The sequence below is a fragment of the Shewanella sp. NKUCC01_JLK genome, from assembly GCF_019345615.1.
Classification (GTDB): Bacteria; Pseudomonadota; Gammaproteobacteria; order Enterobacterales; family Shewanellaceae; genus Shewanella; species Shewanella oncorhynchi.
In genome coordinates this window covers 149,594-167,429 of sequence record NZ_JAHKRD010000012.1, presented here as the reverse complement: position 1 = coordinate 167,429, position 17,836 = coordinate 149,594, and the positions used below count along the sequence as shown (strand labels likewise).

Sequence of the window (17,836 nt, the reverse complement as noted above, 5' to 3'; positions counted from 1 at the left end):
GATGTTATTCCTATTATTACTTTAAATGAGCAGCGTTAATTGAGCTGCATTAATTAATCGCCCGTTAAATTAGTAGACCAGTCGTCTAATTTTGGGGCGTGAAAATGTATTCTTTAAAAATCTGGGCTGATCGATATCAGCAAATATTAGTTTTGAGTCGGTATTAGGTTAAAGGGCCGTTTTAGGCGTTAAAATGGATTCAGTCGTTACGAGTGCACGTTCGAGTGCCGCAGGGCTGTGGCCCAACTTGTTCATTAAGCTGGCGCCTAACCACATGTGATACAACATTTCAGCGGTTGATTGCGGATCTTGCTGGGCGATTGATCTATCGGTTATGCCCACTTGAACACAAGTCGTTAACCTCTCTATGATGCCGGCGGAGCCTTTAAGTAAGGCAACACGCATGGCTTCTGATAAATCGGCCACTTCGGCGCTGAGCTTAACGACTAGACACTTTTGATCTACGCAGCCATCGGCTTGTACGTGCAACCATTGTTGCCAGTATTGCATCAAGCGTTGATGGCCTGTCAGTGTTGAGTCATTGAATAATGCGTCTAAATCTAATTGATATTTTTCAAAATAATCAGTAATAAGCGCTTCACCAAATTGTTCTTTGGATTTGAAGTAGTGATAAAACGAGCCTTTTGGCACTTCGGCCGCCTGCAGCAGTAGGGATAAGCCGACGCTGGAGAAGCCTTTGCGTACGATCAGCTTGTAGCCGATGTCGAGAATATGCTGGCGAGTGGATTGAGTTTCAATTTTCATGGGGTTTAGGATAAATCAAATTAGACCGGTCGTCTAGTGTTGTTTTTTTCGGCGATATCAACGCATTCGATTTAGTATGCTTTGCATTGTGACTTTTGCGCTGCCTTGAGCCAAGTTAATAAAATTGCCAAATTGATAAATGTTAGACGGATAAGGCATTCTGATGGTGAAATGGTGAAATGGTTCGGTAGGACAACATACTCACAGTGCTGAGATAAACCGTCACTGTGAGCGTTCGATTAACGATTGATATGAAATATTAATCGCACTGTCACTTAATCGAGATGACTAGAGATAGCTACAGCAATATTCGGCAATGGCTGTGTTACGAATTTTAAAGCTAACATTTGCAGCCAGCTCAAATTGAGTGCCCTCTCTAAACTCCTGCCATACAGAGCTCTCCGGTAACAACACCTCAAAACGGCCACTGGTGACTTCCATTATTTCGCCTTGGGAGGTTGAGAACTCATATTCCCCTGGTAATACAACACCTAAGGTCTGCTTGCTGCCATCGGCAAAAAATACGCTACGGCTAGCCACTTTGCCATCAAAGTAGATGTTGGCTTTTTTAGATACTGACACTTGCTCGAGTAAACTCATTATTAATCCTCTATAAATTGGCTTGAGATGAATTTATATGCATATTTAATAAATTTCAATGCATCATTTGTCGCATGGATGTGCGCATTCAATATAAGTTGATGCTAACGTTCGGTTTATTGCTTATTTCCCACTATATCATTTTGTTTGAAATGGTCGGTATGGCTTGGCTGTCATTTAAAGTTATTAATCATTTTTCTACTTAAAAATAATGAGTTGTCGGAATTTTAGTGAACTTTTGATGAAAATAGTCGGCACCGCTTTGTTTAGCTGAGATTCTTCTCCTATAGTTTTAAGGCAGGTTTGATTCTGCAAAGATTGAAGGAATGGAATTCGACGCGCGACAAGGAGTCTCACCATGGGTTTTACTCGTAAAATTCAGCTTATCAGTTTATTGATTGTCCTATTACCCCTCATATTTGCCACCGCAATAGTGACTTACATTGCTCGGGATGAATTGTTTGCCGAGGCTCAGTCTCGTTTAGTGGCAGTGCGTGAGATCAAGCAACGGCAGATTGTTGGCATGTTTCAGGACTTTTCCGATAACCTGCAGGCCGTCAGCGCCGTAATTGCCAGCCAAAAAAGCCTCGATACTCTTACTGACATAGATCAAACCTTGCAGTCATTAAATAAATCCCTCGGTTTTTATGACCTATTTATTATTAGTGACGATGGCACCGTTTTATATACAGTGGCGAAGGAGTCTGATTTCGGCACCAATTTGCGTACTGGACCCTTCCATGATTCGGGATTAGCACAGTTATTCAATAAGGCATTGGGATCGGCGGGCACAGTATTACTACAAGATTTTTCCGCATACGCGCCTTCAAATGGTCAACCTGCGGCATTTATTGGCCAGTCGATTCAGTTCAATCAGCAAAGATTGGTGGTGGCGGCTCAAGTATCAATCGATCGCATCAACAGAGTTATGCAAATTCGTGAGGGTATGGGGCAAAGTGGTGAAACTTATCTTATTGGCCCAAATAATCGTATGCGTTCCGATTCTTTTCTCGATCCCATTAATCGCACTGTTACGGCTTCGTTTGCGGGAACGGTAGCTCAGAATGGTGTTGATACGCTGGCGGTAAAGGAGGCGCTGGCTGGTAAATCGGGTGTGATGCAAGTGAATGACTATAACAATAATCCCGTTTTATCCGCTTATTCTCCTGTCGTTGAGCTCGGTTTACGTTGGGGTTTGATGGCTGAAATTGATGTGAGTGAAATAGCAGCTCCCGCCTACCGTATGATGTTTATCGGCTTATCTGTTTGTGCAGCAGCCTTAGTGTTGGCGTTCGCTGCCGCTAAGTTAGTTACAGGGTTTGTATTAAAGCCGCTCGGCGGTGAGCCTGAGGACATGTGTAACTTGACCAGTATGATCGCCTCTGGCGATTTAACTCATAATTTACCGCATGTTCAAACGGATAATCACCTGATGAGTTGGTTGGCGCGGATGCAAACTAAGCTCAAAGAAATCATCAGTCAGCTGGTGGGCGTTGGGCATGAACTTGAATCTGCCGCCGAACAAAACTCTGCCGCTATGACACAAGCCGATTGCAGTATTCAGATGCAGGCTAAAGAAACTGATATGTTGGCCACTGCAGTTGAAGAAATGAGTTATGCCGCAGCTGAAATCAGCACGAATACGATGAGATCCTCCGATGAAGTGTCCGCCTGTACCCATTCGAGTGAAATTCTTTCGCAAAACTTGGCTAGTACTCGTAAAAGCTTAAAAGTGACCTTGAGCAGTTTTGCAACTATTCATCAACAGGTGGGCAGTCTTGAGGCGGATAGTCAGAAAATCGGCTCAGTATTAGCTGTGATAAATGCGATTGCGGAACAAACTAATCTCTTGTCTCTTAATGCGGCGATTGAAGCAGCGAGAGCTGGCGAGCATGGTCGTGGATTTGCTGTGGTTGCCGATGAGGTGCGTCAGTTAGCGGTGAAGGTTCAATTAGCAACTCAGGATATTGGGCAAGTGTTAAAAGGTATTCAGCAACAGTCAGGTGTGCTGGCGTTGCATAGTGTGACTTGTTCCACTGAAGCCTCTAAAACCGCAGAAGATGCGGATGGAATGCAGACCGCGGTGGATGATATTGCTTTGCGCTTAGAAACCTTAAAGGCATTAATGATTCAAACCGCAACCGCTGCGGAAGAACAAACAACGGTTTCGGCGACGATTGCGCAGGGGATTGCTGGCTTAAGCGTGGCGGCGGAGGAAAATAGTGCGGCTATCAGCCAAGTAGCAGCGAGTACGCGGAGTCTGTTGGGGTTAGCAAATCAGCTTGGTTTAACAACGGCACAGTTTAAGGTGTAGATATTTTTCGCTGCATTTACAGTGTTCTCACCTTAGTTGGTGCTGTAAATGTGACTGAGCTGGATGTTACACATCCGCCAGAAATGGATTTCTGGCGGATATTTTTATCAGGACTTCAGTTGGTTATCCCATGAGTGAGCATTAACGTTTACGCCAAATTGTCATTTCTGAGATGGAATGTTGGAATTTACGTTTAGTCTCGCGGATCACGAAGGGAATTTCCTTCACTGCGACCAGCTCAAATTGGCCGATCAAGGTTTCGGTCAAACCATCTAAGGTGGTGAAGTTCTCTCCTTTGACTTTAACGCCACCTAACCATTTATCCTTGGGCGTATAATCTTCAAGCCAAGTGTATGGCGAGGCAATCACAAGGTATCCACCTTGATTAATCCGCTGGGCAATACTGGTTAAAAAGTGTTTAGGCTCGTTCAACCTGTCGATAAGATTTGAGGCATAAACCAAATCATAACCTGTGTAGATGGGCTTTAAATTACAGGCATCACCTTGCATAAAGTTGACCTTTTTCGCCTCAAGCTCATATCCCAGTTTTACGAGACTCGCACTCTTAAATTCCTGTAAGTCGCCTTCGGTGCGTATGGTGTAACGTTTTTCACCTTGTTCTGTCAGTGCATAGGCCTGTTGAATAAAGCGCGCCGAGAAGTCGATACCATCAACATGACCAAACACTTTTGCCAGCTCGAAACTCGCTCGACCAACGGAGCAACCGATATCGAGGGCTTTAGCTGTATGAGTCAATTGAATTTCACTCAGCGCTTGCTGCACACCATTGACGCAGAAGTTAGCCACCCCGAAATATTCGGCGCCATAGTGGAATTCAAGGTATTGGGAAATCAGTTCATCCGTTTCGTACACATTGACCTCGGCCATTTGAGCTGGATTTTGGGTGGATTCCACATAGCGAAAGCCCGCGTGTTGATAAAAATGTCGACGAAACGCATAGCGTGATGAAGCAATTGCCTCATTACCTGTAGAGATCCACGAGCCGCCTTTGATGAGATTATGTTTGCCATCGAAGGTTGGGGTGGAGAAATCATCGTAAAGTGGGTGTACGGCGAAGCCGTCAAAACCGTCGATTGCGGTTTCTGTCCATTGCCAAACATTACCGACAATATCGAAAAAGCCATTATGTTCGAAGCGATTCACTGGGCAAGAAGAGGCGTAATAAGCCAAAGCAATATTGCCCGGCATTTCGTGCCAATCGGGCGCATCGGCGGGCACATTCTCGCGTAAGATGTACCACTCAGCTTCAGTTAATAGACGTATATTGCTTTGCTTTTGTTCGGCTTTCCAATTGCAGAAAGCCTTAGCTTCGAGCTGATTCACTTCAACAGGCCAGTTTAATGGCAGCGGGATTTCTTCCGCTAAGTTACGTTGCCACCATTTATCTTGTCTTAAGCGCCAAAAACGCGGCATTTGTGCTTGGGTATAGGCAAGCCAAGCTTGGCCTTCTTCATTCCAAAATTGGGGTGAGCGATAGCCGCCAGCTTCGACGAATGCGAGATACTCTTGATTCGAGACTAAGAATTTAGCCGCCTTAAAGTCGTTAACGTTAAATATTTTATGGCCGTATTCATTGTCCCAACCGTAGGTTTGGTCTTGTTCAGTTTTGCCTAAGGTCACTTTTTGCCCTTTTACAGCCAATAAACTGTTGGTCTCGGCAGGGGCTGTGTCATGGCATGCAGGCCAGAGGTGGTTGGGCGCGACATATTCCAGCGGCAGTTGGCGGATGATCACCGATGAGGTTTCTAAATGAATACGCTCATGTTCAATGCCCATCAAAATGATCCAAGCTGGACTATTTTGAGTGATTGGTAACGCTAGAGGCATTTCATCGATAACACGATTGATGACAGCATTAACTTGTTGGCGATAGCTTCGCACCTCTGCTACATCCGGCCACGGATAATGTTGTTCGTTCAAATCATCCCAAGACATCTCATCGACACCAATGGCGAACATGGATTCGAAGTTGTCGTTTACTCGTTCATCGAGAAATTTACCGAGTTTGAGTTTGTTGATATAGAAAGTGGCCGTATGGCCAAAGTAAAAGATTAACGGATGGCGCAGCGGCTCGGCTTTGAGGTAATAGGCGCTATCTTCTTGGATCAAATCATACAGAGACTCGTATAAAGCCCATGTCTGATTAAAGTATTGCTTAAGCTCTTGACGCTTTCCGGCCTCAGTTTCACCAATGAGCTTAAGGGTTTGAGGGGGTTGCGTTATGGGCTTATCCATAGACAAGTAAACTCCGTATTTATCGGCCTGCGGTGCAAGCATGGGAAGATTAATCTATCGTGTGTGACTCTATACGCGATTACTGAGCTCAGGATCACTTTGTCAGCTTAATGTGTCGGTTTGAGGCAAAGTGTTTTACAAACTAACAGAAAGACCAATTGAGTCCAACATCAGTGCTGGAGCTTAAAGCATCTCAGGTATGACCCTCTGGTTTGGGATTATCTTACAAAGAAAGTGATGCGCTCAATTTAGTGATGCTACTCCTTACAGGGATTAAAATTATTTTATCCCTGAAGAGTATTTTCTCTGTCGGGGTTAAGGCAGAATGATCCCGTCCGTAAAATTATTATGCAGGATATAACGGGATGACAATTAACGCATTATGGATACCCGCCTGGTATGAGCTTGATCCGTCGATCGTAGTGGGTGTGACTGAGGAGTTTGTTTTTCACAAGACTGCCGCAAACGAGGCGTTAAAGTTTTACAGCGGTGCAAAGGAAAACGATGCCGTTAAGGCAATCGGAACTATTTCGGCCATTAAGCACAATGTCTTGGGGGACATTGAAAGTGTCGATGCGCAGGGGCTCGATTATACGCTTGTGTTGCAAGATGGACGGCGTTTGTTAGTCAACGCAGAGGAAAATCCTGGCTTGGTTTATGAGTGGGTTGATGACAGTTGGCAGCCTTCAGATATGGTCATTACAGATTGGACATTAACAGTACAATTTGCGTCTTTATCACCATTGACGCCAATAAAGTAATTGAAGGTTTATCGTGAGTAACTAGATGGCAAAGTGCAGTTAGCGCTCGGGATCCGAGGTTGACTGCACTTTTACTTGTTCAGCCAGTTGTTGGTATTCTTGTTTGATTTCTGCAATATAAACATCGTGAAAATTCAATTCATTAAATTCTTCTATACAGAGCTGATAACGGCGTAGCTGCTCAGATTTTTCTTCGGCGGTATCCCATATTTCCATTAGCATAGCGTTTGATTCCATTCATAAATTTAATATATGTATCCAGCATGCATTTTAACTATGTCTACTGATAATTAATCGAGTCGGCTTCAAAATGGTTACGCTTCATTTTGTCCTGAGACGTTATCTTTTCTATAAATCGATTTTAAACAAAGTGTTAGAGTTAATGGTTATGTTATACCGTATGAGTGTACAACTGTTTTCCTCATCTTCTTCGGGACAAATGCTTACATCAAGGCGCTGCCATATCCTTATAGTGTTTCTATCTTGATGATTGGATTGTGCCTGTGAGCATTTTGCTCTAGATTGATATTTCTTTGTTTTTATCTTCTGGCCTTGATGCTTTTTTGCCCTTTGGAGCCGTGTAATGGCTAATATTCTGTTAGTTGCCAATCTCAACTGTGATCGGATCTTACTGCTTGATAAACCTTTAAAAACGGGTGGACGTTTCCATTATCAAGATGGCGGCCAAAGGCTCGGCGGTGGTGGGGCAAATACCGGATTAGGTTTAGTCTGGGCAGGGCATAGTGTCGCGCTGGTGAGTCAAGTGGGCCGTGATGACATGGGGGATTGGCTCATTGCAGAAGCCAGTACGCAAGGTCTCGATTGTCGTTTAGTGCAGCGCCGCGCCGGCAATACATGCGAAATGCTGCTTGTAATGACGCCAGATGGCGAGCGCACCATTATTCGGCCACAAAGACCCATATTTGAATTATCTGTACCGCCGAAATGGCAGCCATGGGACGCGCTGTATTTTAATACTTCCGCAGAAGGCTCTGTCAGCTGGGCAAAAACAGCTCTAGAACATTGTCTTGTGGTCGCGCAATTAGCCAAGGACGACAGACAGAGACCTTGTCATATTTTATTGGCCTCCATGAGTGATATTCAGGGGCGTTGTGATGGCGCATCTTGGGAATATGGCAAAAGCATTGGCGGCGATTGTCTGCGTTACTTTATTGTCACCGATGGTATCAATGGGGCTAAGGTTTACACGCACGATCAAGTGCAGCATGTTGCTGCTATCCCTGCCACAGTTGTTGATACCACTGGCGCGGGTGATGCCTATGCGGCAGGGTTGATCCACAGTCTCTGCATCGGCCAGTCGATTACTGAGGCCATGGCAGAAGGGGCGATTTGGGCGGCATTTGCGGTGGCAACTGATAGTTCTATTCCGGGTGAGGCACTAAAACAGTATTTAGAGGCGAAGCAAATCGCATGAAAATCTGCGGGCGAGCAGTTTGAGTCATCTTTTTGTCATACGTCCTTGCTAGAGTATGTCTTGTGGCGCATAGCTTGTCCCTTAACGTTTTCTTGTACTTTTCTCCCATTTATTGGTTAGTATGTTTTTTGCCTCGTTTCCCCAACGAGGCATTTTTTTGCTCAAAATAAAGTTATTCCATCGTAGAACGCCAATACGACAGAAATCTTGTGCGGCCATGGCGCAATTGCGTTAACATTTATTCAACTAAAATAGTTATCGTTAAATTAAAATAATAAGCCACTCAAGGTGTTCTGTAGTCTTTGGAGTTGAGAATGGGCAATAACGCTTGGAATGATAAAAATAAATTTATTTGGCTTCTGTCTGTTTTGCTTTTGGTCGCCTTTTTAGTGACCAGCGGTATCAGTTACAAAGTGGCTCATGATTCACTGAGCCAGCAAATAGAGAGCAATACCTTACCGCTCACAAGTGACAATATTTATTCAGAAATTCAACAGGATTTGTTACGACCCATCTTTATTTCATCCTTGATGGCGCAGGATACCTTTGTTCGGGATTGGACCTTAAGTCATGAGCAAGAGCCCGAAAAACTCATTCGTTACCTTAAGGAAATCCAAGAGAAATACGGTACAGTCACTAGCTTTTTTGTGTCTGAGAAAAGTCGAAATTATTACCATTCCACGGGCATTTTAAAACAAATTCAAGATGTAGAGCCTGACGATGCTTGGTATTTTCGAGTGCGCTCTTTACCCGAATCTGAACATTATGAGGTCAATATTGATGCCGATACGGCTGACCGCAGTAAGACAACCGTATTTGTTAACTATAAAGTTTTTGATTTTGAAGGAAAATTCATTGGTGTTACCGGTGTGGGGTTGGCGGTTGAAAAGGTTAAAGCCTTAATTGAGTTATATCAAAAGCGTTATAACCGCCGAGTGTTCTTTACCGATCGGCAAGGTAATGTCACTTTGCATGGCGATCAATATGACGGTACGGATTCGCTGCAAACGAACGTAGGGCTTGATAATTTGGCTACGCGTATTTTAACCAGCCCAAGTGCCGCCTTCAGCTATCAGAAAAACGGGAAAACGGTTTATCTCAATAGTCGCTTAGTTCCTGAGTTTAAGTGGTATTTGATTGTTGAGCAGGAGGATGCGCCACAAGAGCGGGAACTGTTAAATACGTTTTGGGGTAATTTGGCGTTAAGCCTAATGGTGACCCTAGGTATTTTATTCATCTCCAACATGACCTTAGGTCGTTATCAGCGCAAACTAGAAATTATGGCGTCTACCGATAAGCTCACTGGCGCCGCTAACCGTCAGGTATTTGATGAGTACTTTAGGCAGGCGTTAGATAAAGCTAAGCTGACACAATCGCCGATTTCAATACTCTTGCTGGATATCGATCACTTTAAAAAAGTGAACGACAGTTATGGGCATGGGATTGGTGACTTAGTATTAAAAACCATGACTAATATGCTGCGTGGTTTACTACAACAACAGGATATTTTATGTCGCTGGGGCGGTGAGGAGTTTTTAATTTTACTCCCTGAAATGGATTTATCTCGAGCGGCAGAACTGGCAGAACAGATCCGTGACCTCATTTCCCAGCGGGAAATTAAAGTGAATGGATTACACATTTCTATTACTGCCAGTATTGGTGTTGCTGAGCATCAAGTGCAAGAGCCCGCAGAGGACCTTATCAAACGTGCCGATCTGGCCTTGTATCAGGCAAAAGAAGCGGGCCGAAATCAAGTGGTGTTAAATCATTCATAGACTCTACTCGGTTCTTCTTGGCAGCAATGTTTAGTCTACCTTTGTGGGTTATGGCGCGGGTTGATTGTGTTATTGGCGTATCGCGGTTTACACTCTGACAGTAATGCGCGATAGGTCATTGATTTGGAGTTGCTGATGTCAAAGTTGTTGATTAATAAATTGTCTGGATTGTACTTAGGAACCCATCTTCAAGAAATGTCCGGAGTTGCTACGGGGATTGATGGTAAGCAAGCGGCTCAACAACTGTTAGTGCATATCGACCATGTTGAAGGGGACGCGCAGGCCGATCCAAAACACCATGGCGGCCTTGATCGCGTCCTACATCATTTCCCCCGCGAGCACTACGGCCAATATCGTCGTTGGGACTTAATTACCCAACTCGAAGATGCGCCCAGCATGGGAGAGAACATTAGCACAGTTGGACTGAACGAAACTCAAGTCAATATTGGCGATATCTTGCAAATTGGCGCAGTAAAAGTGCAAGTGACTCAGCCGCGTTCACCTTGTTTTAAATTGAATCTGCAATTTGGCCACAGAGAATTCGCCCTCGCTATGCAGCAAAGCCAATTATGTGGTTGGTTTTATAGAATCTTAACCCCAGGGATTATTCAGTTAAACGATAGGATTGAATTAGTTGAGCGTCGTACTGATATCAGTGTTGCCGAGGCCATGTCACTCTATTTCTCGCCAACGTTTAATGCCAGTGCCTATGATCGTTTAGCTTCCTGCGAGGGATTAGCGCTGAGTTGGGTTAATAGCCTACAACGCCGCTTAGCATTACAGACAGTAGAAGATTGGCAAATGCGCTTATATGGACCGAGTGGTAAATAAGGCTTTATATTCAAATGATAAAACAGGGATGACCTATGATTGAACCCGTTACAAAAAGTGATAAAGATTTTGGCTTACTGGTATACGCCTCAAGTTTTATTGGATACTTAGTGCCGTTGGGCTCTATTCTTGGTCCTTTGATCATTTGGCTGATGAAGCGTGAAGAGTCCGCATTTGTTGATCAATGTGGCCGTAGTTGCTTGAACTTTAAATTGAGCCTGTTGATTTATGTGATCATCAGTGGCGTATTAGCTTTGGTCGGAATAGGTTTCATCTTTTTAGCCATACTCGGCATATTCGATTTGGTGTGCACTGTGCTGGCGATTATTAAGGCCAGCGAGGGTAAGGTATATAAATACCCATTAACGATTAAATTTATTGCTATGGATTAATTGCCTCTGTGAGTTAAAGAAAAACGCCTTAGATGGAAACATCTAAGGCGTTTTTTATGGCGTAAGTTTTAAGGTTTTACACCTTAAACTTGGCCACTAAGGTATCTAAGCGGTGTGACAGTTGATTCAAGGCTAAACTTGCCTGTGCCGCCGCTTGTGCAGTATTGGCAGTACGTTGAGTAATGTCATTGATTTCAGTGACGTTACGGTTGATGTCCTCCACCACTGTGGATTGTTCTTCCGTTGCCGCAGCAACTTGGATGTTCATGTCGCTGATAAGACCAATGCGATCGCTAATGCCAATTAACGATTTGCTGGCTTCATCGACGGCCACAACGCCTTCGTGGGAGCGGGTACGACTCTGGGCCATTGCATTAACCGCGCGGCTGGCTTCCGATTGCAGCTTGTCGATCATGCCTTGCACTTCATTGGTCGATGCTGCTGTGCGTGAGGCTAAGTTACGCACTTCATCGGCTACGACAGCAAATCCGCGTCCAGCTTCGCCGGCACGTGCTGCTTCAATGGCCGCGTTAAGTGCTAACAAGTTAGTCTGCTCAGAGATAGCGCGGATCACATCTAAAATACCACCGATGGATTTAGTGTGGGTCGCGAGGGACTCAATCACTTCACCCACTTGGCCAACGTCTTTTGACAATTGGTTAATGGTATCGCGGGCACGGGTTACCACAACTTGCCCGCTGCTGGCTTCAGTATCTGCATCTCTGGCGGCAACCGCAGCTTGGGCGGCATTACTGGCAATTTCGTTAACCGTCGCGCCCATTTCATTAATGGCCGTTACCACCATCATAGTGCGATCTTTCTGCTCGTGGCTGTCTTCTAAGGTTTGCTGTGCCTGATTCGACACATCCTTAGCCGAGAAACCGAGCTGTTCGCTGGTTTGTGCCACTTCGATGACCGAATCTTGGATCTTGCTGATAAAGCTGTTAAATCCCTTGGCGAGTTGCGCAATTTCATCTTCACCATTGACAGGTAAGCGTTGGCGTAAGTCACCTTCACCTTCGCCTATGTCGTGGAACATGGCGGCAACTTGGGCGATTGGACGACTCACTGAACCTGCCACTACGATGGCGAGTACAATAAAGCCCGCTGCAATTATTAGCGTCCAGATTAAGATCTGATAAGCCGCTTCGGTTAATAGTGCGAATACTTCGGCCTCTGGCACCTGTGCGACTAAGTACCAATCCATAGATGCGATATAACTACTGGCAACCAGCATGTTTTCGCCATTGATTTTGGTATTGATCAGATTGAAATCACTGCGGTTTAATAATGAGCTTGAACTCGCATCCTTGTATAAGTTGCTTAGGCTGCTCTTACCAATTTGGCTCGTATCTGGGTGGAGTTTTACCTCACCTTTAGCATCCACTAAGTAGACTAAACCAGTTTCTTCAATCTTAAACGAGCTCAGCAAACGCACCATGTCATCGAGTGATTTAGCGAGCCCGACTAAGCCGCGGCCATTGGGTTGTTGGTAGTTAATGAAGAGTTTGACTTCGCCGTTGGCCTCAGTAAATACGTTCAACATACGTTCTTGGCCACTGTCTCGGTAACCAAAAAACCAGCCATCCTGCGCAGGAGTGAGCACTCGCAGAAAACCATCCTGAGTGTAGTAGGCGGCAGTTTGTCTATCAGCGTAGGAAGCTTGCGCTAGCTTATACTGACGAGTGATGTCTTTGAGTTGGGCTACGACTTGGGGTTCTTGGGCCTGTGGTCTACCGTCTTCGAGCCATTGCAGTAACATGCGGGTACTGGCCAATTGTTCTGCAGCATTCATCAAAGTGGAAATGTCGAGATCGATCTTATTGCGAATTTGCATCATTAAGCTCGGTAATTCCGAACCTAACATCCTTTGTTGTACGACATTTTTCGCGCTACGTTGGCTTAATACGCCGACGAGTATGGTCGACAACAGTACTGCAAATGTCACTGTTAACAGAATTTTCTGCTTAATGGTGAGGTTATTAAATATCATAAATATCAATATGCCTGTGTTGGACTATTTTGAGTTATCGGTCAACGCACTCTTGTACGGTAAAAGATTATCGGACAGAAATGTTAAAAGTTAACCTTAGTCTAGGCCGGTTGCCGAATAAAACAGCGTATAGAACACTTATTTGGCCTAACCTGTTGGTCTTGCTGTAGATCTAATTATGTAGAGTATAGATGGAAATGAGATGGTGATTGAAAACGAACTCTTTTTTGTGTGGCAATTGTGGCCAATGTCGCGAGTAAGGGCAAGCAAAAAAAGTGAACTATTCGTGTAAAAGGTGAAAAAAAGGCGCTCCATTGAGCGCCATTATTTACATTTATCATCCAAATGTTACATGTTGGGGTAGTTTGGACCACCACCGCCTTCCGGTGTAACCCAAGTGATGTTTTGGCTCGGATCTTTAATGTCGCAGGTTTTGCAATGAATGCAGTTTTGCGCATTGATTACAAACTTGGGTTGACCCGCCTCTTCGACGATTTCATACACGCCTGCTGGGCAGTAACGCTGTGCTGGCTCATTAAACTGAGTCAAGTTAATGCCCAGTGGAATGCTGCTGTCCTTGAGACGTAAATGGCAGGGCTGATCTTCCTCATGATAAGTGCTCGACAGATACACTGAGGACAGTTTATCAAAGCTAAGCTTGCCATCGGGTTTTGGATAATCAATCTTGCTGTAAGCGCTCACAGGTGCCATTTGCGCATAGTCTGGGTGCTCATCACGCAGTGTGATAGGGAACTTTCCGCCAAACCAGTTTTGATCTATATAGTTGAATGCGCCGCCTAAATAGGTACCAAATTTGTGCATTGCTGGACCAAAGTTGCGGGATTTATGCAATTCTTCGTATAGCCAGCTTTCTTCAAGGTGGGTTTGGTAACAGTCGAGATCTTTACCGCCTTCAACCCCTGCCATCATGGCTTTACCTAAGGTTTCTGCTGCAACAATCCCGCTCTTCATCGCAGTGTGAGTGCCTTTGATTTTAGCAAAGTTCAACGTACCCGCGTTGCAGCCTATGATAAGACCGCCAGGAAAACTCATCTTAGGTAGCGAGTTTAAGCCGCCTTTAGTAATCGCGCGGGCGCCATAACTAAGGCGTTCGCCACCCGTTAAATACTTAGCAATCACAGGGTGGGTTTTATAGCGCTGGAATTCGTCAAATGGGCTCAGATGCGGATTTTTGTAGTTCAAATCAATAATAAGGCCGACCGCAATTTGGTTATCTTCCATGTGATAAAGGAAGCCGCCACCCGATGCGCCCTCGGTTAATGGCCAGCCACCTGTGTGAACGACTTTGCCTTGTTCGTGTTGCTCGGCGGGGACTTTCCAAATTTCTTTGAAGCCTAAACCATAATGCTGTGGTGTTTTACCATTATCTAAATGGTATTTTTCGATAAGTTGCTTGCCTAAGTGGCCGCGGCAACCCTCGGAAAAAACGGTATATTTAGCATGCAACTCCATGCCTGGCATAAAGCTGTCTTTGGGTTCGCCATCGGCACCCACTCCCATATCGCCAATTAAAATACCTTTAACGCTGTTATCGGCGTTAAATAGCAGTTCGCTGGCGGCAAAGCCGGGGAATATTTCGACACCGAGTTCTTCTGCGCGATTGGCAAGCCAGCGGGACAGATTACCGACGCTGATAATAAAATTGCCGTCGTTGTGCATGGTTTTTGGCACAAAAGCATTAGGCATGACTCGGCCGTCGGTGGCTGAGCTGAGTAGGTAGATTTCGTCGTGGGTGACAGCGGTTTTTATTGGGGCATCTTTTTCACGCCAGTCGCTGAATAGCTCGTCTAGCACTTTTGTCTCGAACACTGCGCCTGACAGAATATGCGCGCCCACTTCTGAGCCTTTTTCTACCACACAGACGGTAATTTCTTTACCTGAATCCTGTGATATTTGCATTAATCGACATGCCGTGGCCAAGCCAGCTGGACCAGCACCGACGATAACAACATCGAATTCCATTGATTCGCGTTCCATCAGTTCACCTCTTCCTTCACGTTTCCCCGATTTTTATCGAGTGTTGTAGTTTGTAAACGGGCGTTTTATTGCTTGTACCACCTTACCTGAAAATAAGATAAGGTCACAGTGGATTACGCTGCTGTTTAGTCTAATTCAATACAAATCTTTAGGTGAGGACTGTCACAGATTATTCACGCTAGCGTGATCTAGGTTAATAAATACCTGTTTAGGGGTATAGCTAGTGAGTACTTTCGGCCTATAATCACCGACGACGGTTCTCCGAGCTTGCCTACCTAAGTCGAAAGATATGGAGGTGTAGCCGTGGTAATAATGCCACCGGGGTGGGATAAGAAATGCTCTCACCTCCCACACTTGGAAAGGTGATCATGTCTCAATTACAAGACAGCTTTGGTCGAAAATTTCACTATTTACGGATGTCAGTCACTGACGTTTGTAACTTCAAATGCAGTTACTGCCTCCCTGATGGTTATCATCCAGAAGGTAAACCAAAATTTTTATCTCTCAATGAGATAGAAAACTTAGTCTCTGCATTTAGCCAAGTCGGCACCCAAAAAATCCGCATTACAGGCGGTGAACCTACCCTGCGTAAAGACTTTACCGACATCATACGTGTCGTTGCCGATAACCCGCGCATTCAAACCATAGCAACGACCACTAATGGCTATCGACTCGAAAAGCATGCTAAAGAATGGTTCGATGCTGGCTTACGTCGTATCAATGTGTCCGTGGATAGTTTAGAACCCAAAATGTTTTACCAGATCACCGGCGAAAATAAGTTTGATGAAGTGATGCGGGGGATTGATGCCGCCTTGTCGGCAGGTTTCGAGCGAGTAAAAATCAACGCCGTACTGCTTAAAGGTTTAAACGATAAAGATTTGCCACGTTTTTTACACTGGATTAAACACACGCCAATCGACCTGCGTTTTATCGAGCTGATGGAAACGGGTCTTGGTCGTGAGTATTTTGAAGCCCATCACCTAGCGGGCGCCGACATCAAAGCACAGTTACTGGCAGATGGCTGGCAATTAGATACGCCAAGCGCCTCCGATGGTCCAGCCCAAAATTTCAGCCGCAGCGATTATCAGGGCCGTATCGGCTTGATCATGCCCTATGCCAATAATTTTTGTGCTACCTGTAACCGTTTACGGGTATCTGCTAAGGGTAAATTGCACTTGTGCCTCTTTACGGAATCCGGTGTCGATTTACGTGATCTGCTACAGCATTCTAACCAGCAAGCGGAATTAATTGAGCGTCTGCACGGTCAATTAGCCCAGAAGAAAGAAACCCATTACTTGCATCAAGGCATCACAGGTGTCACTCAGCATCTTGCCTCTATTGGCGGCTAGACCTGGTTTTAGGTCTGTTGCCATAGCCAATTTAGCGCGAGTATAAGCTCAATTTCCCTTGTACCCTGTTTTGACCTCAATTAAAGGATCGCTCCGATGAGCAATGTATTTACTCATATTAATGCCGATGGCAATGCCCATATGGTCGATGTAACTGAAAAGGCCGTGACCGAGCGCGAAGCCCGTGCTGAAGCTTTTATCGAGATGGCGAGCACGACACTCGAGATGATCATGAGTGGCAGCCACCACAAGGGAGATGTGTTTGCGACCGCGCGTATTGCGGGCATTCAAGCTGCGAAAAAAACCTCAGATCTTATCCCTCTCTGCCATCCGCTGATGCTAACGAAAGTTGAAGTTGATTTAGAGGCACAACCTGAACATAACCGCGTGCGTATTACTAGCCTGTGCAAGTTATCCGGCAAAACGGGCGTAGAAATGGAAGCGTTAACTGCGGCTTCAGTGGCGGCGTTAACTATCTATGACATGTGCAAGGCTGTGCAAAAAGATATGGTGATCTCCCAAGTCCGTCTGTTGGAAAAGCGTGGCGGCAAGTCGGGACATTTTAAGGTTTAGCGTATCAAAAACGAGAGAAGACTATGATTAACGTGTTGTTTTTTGCTCAAGTTCGAGAATTGTTGGGCACAGCTAAATTAAGTTTAGAGGCGAGCGAGCAGACTCAAACTGCCGAAGCATTACGGGCAACGCTGGCGGCCACCGACGACAAATGGGCCAAAGTATTAACCTCTGACAAATTGCTGGTGGCGGTAAATCAGACCATTAGTCAATGGGATACGCCTGTAAACGATGGTGATGAAGTCGCCTTTTTCCCACCGGTTACAGGAGGTTAATATGCGTTTATTACCCGCAGTTCGAGTGCAAGAGGTCGATTTTAGTGTTTCTGACGAATATCGCCAGCTAGCTCAAGATGATAGCGATGGTGCCGTAGTCACTTTTGTCGGCAAAGTGCGTGATTTTAACGATGGCGCCGCGGTGACAGATTTAACCTTAGAGCACTATCCGGGCATGACCGAAGCCGTGTTAGAACAAATCGTTGCCGAGGCGCGTAGCCGTTGGCCGCTTAATAAAGTGACGGTTATTCACCGTGTCGGTACTATGGCTCTGGGTGAGCAGATTGTGTTTATCGGCGTAACCAGCGCCCATCGCAAGGCCGCTTTTGCTGCCTGTGAATTCTTAATCGACTTTTTAAAAACCAAAGCGCCATTCTGGAAATTAGAAGCGGGCGAGCAAGGTAAAAGTTGGGTTGAAGCGAAAGATGCCGATGAACAGGCGGCTAAGCTATGGCAACACAAAGACTAGTCGCGTGACAGAGATACTCGTAGTCGCAACGCAGCTTGCCAGTTTAAGAC

At 45.3% G+C, this 17,836-nt stretch carries 16 protein-coding genes and 1 riboswitch; of the genes, 10 read left to right on the top strand and 6 right to left on the bottom strand.

Annotated elements, in window-relative coordinates:
• Positions 1-168: 168 nt before the first annotated feature.
• Positions 169-765, bottom strand: coding sequence for a TetR/AcrR family transcriptional regulator (locus KO537_RS14595; protein ID WP_105251071.1), 597 nt, complete (start codon positions 763-765; stop codon positions 169-171).
• 288 nt (positions 766-1,053) lie between these two features.
• A complete protein-coding gene (locus KO537_RS14590) occupies positions 1,054-1,365 on the bottom strand; it encodes a pyrimidine/purine nucleoside phosphorylase (RefSeq protein ID WP_173242664.1) in 312 nt (103 codons plus the stop codon).
• 358 nt (positions 1,366-1,723) lie between these two features.
• Here KO537_RS14590 and KO537_RS14585 point away from each other — a divergent pair, with 358 nt between their 5' ends.
• Positions 1,724-3,679 (top strand): methyl-accepting chemotaxis protein, encoded by a 1,956-nt coding sequence (locus KO537_RS14585; RefSeq protein ID WP_105251072.1) that lies wholly within the window; start codon positions 1,724-1,726, stop codon positions 3,677-3,679.
• 141 nt (positions 3,680-3,820) lie between these two features.
• Here the strand turns inward: KO537_RS14585 and ovoA are convergent, their stop codons facing one another.
• Positions 3,821-5,935: a 5-histidylcysteine sulfoxide synthase gene (gene ovoA / locus KO537_RS14580; RefSeq protein WP_219234739.1), complete on the bottom strand. Its 2,115-nt coding sequence runs from the start codon at positions 5,933-5,935 to the stop codon at positions 3,821-3,823.
• Positions 5,936-6,300: 365 nt separating this feature from the next.
• Here ovoA and KO537_RS14575 point away from each other — a divergent pair, with 365 nt between their 5' ends.
• Positions 6,301-6,696 (top strand): hypothetical protein, encoded by a 396-nt coding sequence (locus KO537_RS14575; RefSeq protein ID WP_219234738.1) that lies wholly within the window; start codon positions 6,301-6,303, stop codon positions 6,694-6,696.
• 39 nt (positions 6,697-6,735) lie between these two features.
• Here KO537_RS14575 and KO537_RS14570 read toward each other — a convergent pair whose 3' ends face one another.
• The gene (locus KO537_RS14570; RefSeq protein ID WP_105251075.1) at positions 6,736-6,918 is read right to left on the bottom strand and encodes a hypothetical protein; all 183 of its coding nucleotides are present in this window, start codon (positions 6,916-6,918) and stop codon (positions 6,736-6,738) included.
• Between the two features lie 361 nt (positions 6,919-7,279).
• Here KO537_RS14570 and KO537_RS14565 point away from each other — a divergent pair, with 361 nt between their 5' ends.
• The 4 genes from KO537_RS14565 (at position 7,280) to KO537_RS14550 (ending at position 11,129) form a co-directional block, all read left to right on the top strand.
• Positions 7,280-8,131: a PfkB family carbohydrate kinase gene (locus KO537_RS14565; RefSeq protein ID WP_131525131.1), complete on the top strand. Its 852-nt coding sequence runs from the start codon at positions 7,280-7,282 to the stop codon at positions 8,129-8,131.
• 314 nt (positions 8,132-8,445) lie between these two features.
• Complete coding sequence (locus KO537_RS14560; RefSeq protein WP_105251077.1) at positions 8,446-9,906, top strand: diguanylate cyclase; 1,461 nt, start codon at positions 8,446-8,448, stop codon at positions 9,904-9,906.
• A 135-nt stretch (positions 9,907-10,041) separates the two neighbouring features.
• On the top strand, positions 10,042-10,737 hold the full coding sequence (locus tag KO537_RS14555) for an MOSC domain-containing protein (RefSeq protein ID WP_198572493.1): 696 nt from the start codon (positions 10,042-10,044) through the stop codon (positions 10,735-10,737).
• A 35-nt stretch (positions 10,738-10,772) separates the two neighbouring features.
• Positions 10,773-11,129, top strand: a complete 357-nt coding sequence (locus KO537_RS14550; protein ID WP_219234737.1) for a DUF4870 domain-containing protein — start codon at positions 10,773-10,775, stop codon at positions 11,127-11,129.
• Between the two features lie 76 nt (positions 11,130-11,205).
• Here KO537_RS14550 and KO537_RS14545 read toward each other — a convergent pair whose 3' ends face one another.
• Both KO537_RS14545 and KO537_RS14540 read right to left on the bottom strand, forming a co-directional pair.
• Entirely contained in the window at positions 11,206-13,122 is a 1,917-nt protein-coding gene (locus tag KO537_RS14545; protein ID WP_219234736.1) for a methyl-accepting chemotaxis protein, read from the bottom strand.
• A 348-nt stretch (positions 13,123-13,470) separates the two neighbouring features.
• A complete protein-coding gene (locus tag KO537_RS14540) occupies positions 13,471-15,120 on the bottom strand; it encodes an electron transfer flavoprotein-ubiquinone oxidoreductase (RefSeq protein ID WP_105251081.1) in 1,650 nt (549 codons plus the stop codon).
• Positions 15,121-15,367: 247 nt separating this feature from the next.
• A riboswitch (molybdenum cofactor riboswitch) is annotated at positions 15,368-15,501 on the top strand.
• Here KO537_RS14540 and moaA point away from each other — a divergent pair.
• The 4 genes from moaA (at position 15,489) to moaE (ending at position 17,786) form a co-directional block, all read left to right on the top strand.
• Complete coding sequence (gene moaA, locus KO537_RS14535) at positions 15,489-16,469, top strand: GTP 3',8-cyclase MoaA (RefSeq protein ID WP_219234735.1); 981 nt, start codon at positions 15,489-15,491, stop codon at positions 16,467-16,469. Its footprint overlaps the riboswitch before it by 13 nt.
• Positions 16,470-16,565: 96 nt before the next feature.
• A complete protein-coding gene (moaC, locus tag KO537_RS14530) occupies positions 16,566-17,042 on the top strand; it encodes a cyclic pyranopterin monophosphate synthase MoaC (protein ID WP_006079755.1) in 477 nt (158 codons plus the stop codon).
• Positions 17,043-17,065: 23 nt separating this feature from the next.
• Entirely contained in the window at positions 17,066-17,317 is a 252-nt protein-coding gene (gene moaD, locus KO537_RS14525; RefSeq protein WP_006079756.1) for a molybdopterin synthase sulfur carrier subunit, read from the top strand.
• A 1-nt stretch (position 17,318) separates the two neighbouring features.
• Entirely contained in the window at positions 17,319-17,786 is a 468-nt protein-coding gene (gene moaE / locus KO537_RS14520; RefSeq protein ID WP_105251085.1) for a molybdopterin synthase catalytic subunit MoaE, read from the top strand.
• Positions 17,787-17,836 lie beyond the last annotated feature (50 nt).